This is a genomic window from Candidatus Cloacimonadota bacterium (assembly GCA_034661015.1).
Classification (GTDB): Bacteria; Cloacimonadota; Cloacimonadia; order JGIOTU-2; family JGIOTU-2; genus JAYEKN01.
The window spans coordinates 1-3779 of record JAYEKN010000121.1; the positions used below are offsets into that span (position 1 = coordinate 1).

Below are 3779 nucleotides of genomic sequence, written 5' to 3' on the forward strand. Positions count from 1 at the left end.
CATCAACAACGACAGGACTTCTTCATAGAAGATATCTTCTTCTTGGCTTGTATCATCTGCTTCTCCCATTTCCCACACTTTAAGATTCCCGGGATTAACAGTCACTGATTTTCATTACGAACTCAAATTGCAAAATTATGATGTATTGCTGACTTCAAATTTTATTTTATAATCATATAACCATGGGATAGCAATTTCATTTTTGAACCAATCGCAATCAATAATAAAAGGCAGATGAGATTTTTTGTTTATAGTTATTTTTATGATTTTGGTTTTTTTACAAATTTCAAATCGGGAATGGTTTTTAATAAAATCTCTGTAAATAGTTTTCGCTTTTTTATCTCCAAAACCATCTATTTTTTTGGTGAAAAGTTTATAGATTGTATGAGCAGCAAGCGTCATAGTTAAATCAAAATCTACTTTTACAATAATTGATGAGCTTAGTTTATTCAAATGAAAAAAATCAATAGATTCGCTTATAGATTGTTCTATCAGCCATCTTTGACCATATTTAAGCACAATTTCTTTCATGCTTATATCAAAATCATTTGTAATTAAAAATGTCGGATTTTTTCTCCCGTTATTCGTAATTACTATTTGCCTGATTTCTCCATCATAATCATTCAATTTTGTTTTAGAATCATGAACTAAAAGATTGCGATATTTTCTTCTAAATTTGTTGGATAATTTGATTTTTGTCCAATCTGATTTTGGTACTTTGAGAGCATCTGAAACAATCTTTTTGCCTCGCCTTCTCAAGGTTATGAATTTTATTTTATCTACATTTATCTTACTCAAGTTTTTATATGTAGTAAATTTAGAATCGAAAATTAAACAATTAATCTTTTTATTACTTTCTTTGTAAAAATCGATAAATTCCAATATAGCATCGGATTGACTATTGTTTTTTATCTCAGAATCCGTATAGACAATATTCCTCTCATGCTGATCTTGAACCAGCATTGCCAAAATGCTTTTCAGGCCGATGTGCCTTGTATTTGACCAATGTTTTTCCAAAACACTCTCATCTCCCCAATGAGGAATTGTAGTAAAATCAAGATTAAATTCTCCGGATTCCGGGATAATACGAGAAACAGCATCAGTAAATAATCGAATGAATTCTTTATTCATCTGGCGATTTATTTTGTAAGAATATGATGAAAGAGTTGCATTTTTTGGGAGAACATTCAAGCCGCTGAATAGTCCCAATCCGCGATCTATTCGGTAATCACTGTCGTGAGAGATTCTTTCCGTATTATTTAATTTCAATGCAATAAAAGATAAAATCATATTCAGCTTACTTAACTGCTCTGTTTCCGGATAACCGGATTTATTGATGATTTCATCTATTTTAATTTCTTTCAAAATTGGATAAAATAAGAAAATACTACCACTGAGTGAATCAAATTTTTGGGAAACGAGATAGTCAAGTGGCATGGATTTTGGTGCTTGAATTCTGTTTGATAATTTTACACATTTTTTCTCTCTCGATGTTCTTCTTGAAAGGGTTGGCTGGTTATTTTCTTTGAGAATATTATTTATTTTCCACAAACTAATATTTACATTTTCTCCCGATAGAATTGATTTAATATCAACGATAGACAGATTGTTTCTTCTTAATGAAATAATTTTTTCTTCGAGATTTTTTTCAATTTTGCTTCTTTTCCCGACTTTTGATTCAATAAAAAATGTTAGTGAAAAATCTTTATTTTCTCTTATTGCCTGATAAAAATCAGCTTTTAACGATCGAAAAGTATTAAATTTAAGATTGAACTTTTTACATACTTCTTTGTCAGTACATTTTTCGACAATACTCTTTCGCAGGGCTTCGTAAAGCACCTGCTTTCTGTTTTTAGGCGAATCAAAAAAATCTAATATATCCATAAATACGAAGGTAATAAAACGCAATGAAACGTCAAGTTAAAAATAGATAAAATTCACCCTGCTAATTTTGCTCTTACATTTTGCTCGATTTTATCGCATTATAACAGGGTTTTAGAATCTCCGAGAAATAATATACAAACACTTTCTCATCATTATCATTTTGTTGAAAAATTATAGTTCTGGTTTATTACCTTCATTTATGTAGCATTTGTGAAGGGAAAAATTGCCGTGGAATAAATTTCAGAAATGAAATTCGATTGATTTGTTCCAATAAGATGGGAGTAATAAAGCATTTGAGCTTAGATTCAATTATAATTTTTGGAAGTTAAATATTTTTTCAGCTAACAGTAATTTTTGGAAAATGAAATTTTATGATTGCTTTTTCCCTCAATGAAAATCAGTGATAATTATATTAGCGATAGTTGCTTTATTTTCTGTAATTTTTGCAACAACGATGACTGTTCAAACAACTACAGGAGATCATGAATTTGTTCTGGAAGAAATAATTAATATAACTTTTACGCCCGGTGACTCACCTGATGGAATGATATTTATAGAAGGCGGTACCTTTGAAATGGGCGACCAATTTAATGAAGGTGGTGACGATGAACTACCTCTGCATGAAGTAACTCTTGATGATTTCTACATTGGACAATATGAAGTAACACAAGCACAATTTGAAAATGTTATGGGTTATAATCCTTCATATTTCGCAGGAGAGAATAAACCTGTAGAATATTTAACCTGGTATGAAATGATTAAATTTTGTAATAAGAAGAGTATGCAAGAAGGTTTAACACCTTGCTATTCCGTCGATGGTGATACAGATCCTGATAATTGGGGGAATAGTTTCGATCCTGATTGTGATTTTGATGTCAATGGCTATCGCTTACCAACCGAAGCAGAATGGGAATATGCAGCGAGAGGTGGAAACGAAGGCGATAATGACAATTATCGCTATTCCGGTTGCCATGATGAGGGAGATTTACCTGATTATGCCTGGTATGATTCTAATTCCGGAAATGAAACCCATGAAGTTGGAACTAAATTACCTAATCAATTGGATATCTATGATATGTCCGGTAATGTTTGGGAATGGTGCTGGGATTGGTATGATTCAGATTATTATAGTAGTTCACCAAGTGAAAACCCCACCGGACCAAATAGCGGATTGGACAGTGTGCTACGTGGCGGTTACTGGAACGGCGGCGCGGACGGCTGTCGTGTGGCTGACCGGTACGGCGTCGCCCCGTCTGGCAGTGGCGGCCTCGTAGGCTTCCGCATTCTCAGGGCATATGAATAATTCCGAAGGAATTATCTTAGCTTTTGGCTTTTTTACCTTTTTACCTTTTTTTAAACTTCTCCCTAACCCTCTCCTAAAATTAGGAGAGGGCATTGCGGGGATTAAGTCTCGATAAGTTTAAAAGATATGAAACTATTTTCACAGGGTGAACTTTTTTTAACTTCGGAAGTTGAATATGTCCTGTAGTCACTTTTTTTAATCTAAAATAAGCGAAGCAAAAAGAGATTAAAAAAGTGAGTGCAGAACGGAAGAAAAATAAATAAGGTTTTTGATGATGGTAAAGTAAAGCAAGACTTGAGTTGCAATGACGCAGGAATGCGACTTAAGAATTGCGGGGATAAAATAAATCGTTCTTAACTCAACCGGCAACTCCTGTTAAGCCAAGTCTGATTAATGCAAGAATTGCGAGGAATAATCAAAATCGTTCTTAACTCAACCGGCAACGCCTGTTAAGCCAAGTCCGAGTGTAGCAAGACTTGAGTCGAGACGAAGTTCGACTTAAGAATTGCGGAGATAAAAAAATCGTTCTTAACTCGCACTACGTTGCAAGTCAAGTCCGATTGAAGCAAGACTTCCATTCTCAAATCGGATT

General features: G+C 33.6%; 2 protein-coding genes. One reads left to right on the top strand and one right to left on the bottom strand.

Annotated elements, in window-relative coordinates; genetic code table 11:
• Window positions 1–135 precede the first annotated feature (135 nt).
• Entirely contained in the window at window positions 136–1884 is a 1749-nt protein-coding gene (locus tag U9P79_05005; GenBank protein ID MEA2103986.1) for a transposase, read from the bottom strand.
• Window positions 1885–2284: 400 nt separating this feature from the next.
• On the opposite strand from U9P79_05005, the gene U9P79_05010 reads away from it, so the two are divergent.
• A complete protein-coding gene (locus U9P79_05010) occupies window positions 2285–3187 on the top strand; it encodes an SUMF1/EgtB/PvdO family nonheme iron enzyme (protein MEA2103987.1) in 903 nt (300 codons plus the stop codon).
• The last annotated feature ends 592 nt before the right edge of the window (window positions 3188–3779 follow it).

Coding starts and splice junctions, on each gene's coding strand:
- U9P79_05005 (MEA2103986.1), bottom strand. CDS start 1,884: ATGGATATATTAGATTTTTTTGATTCGCCTAAAAACAGAAAGCAGGTG.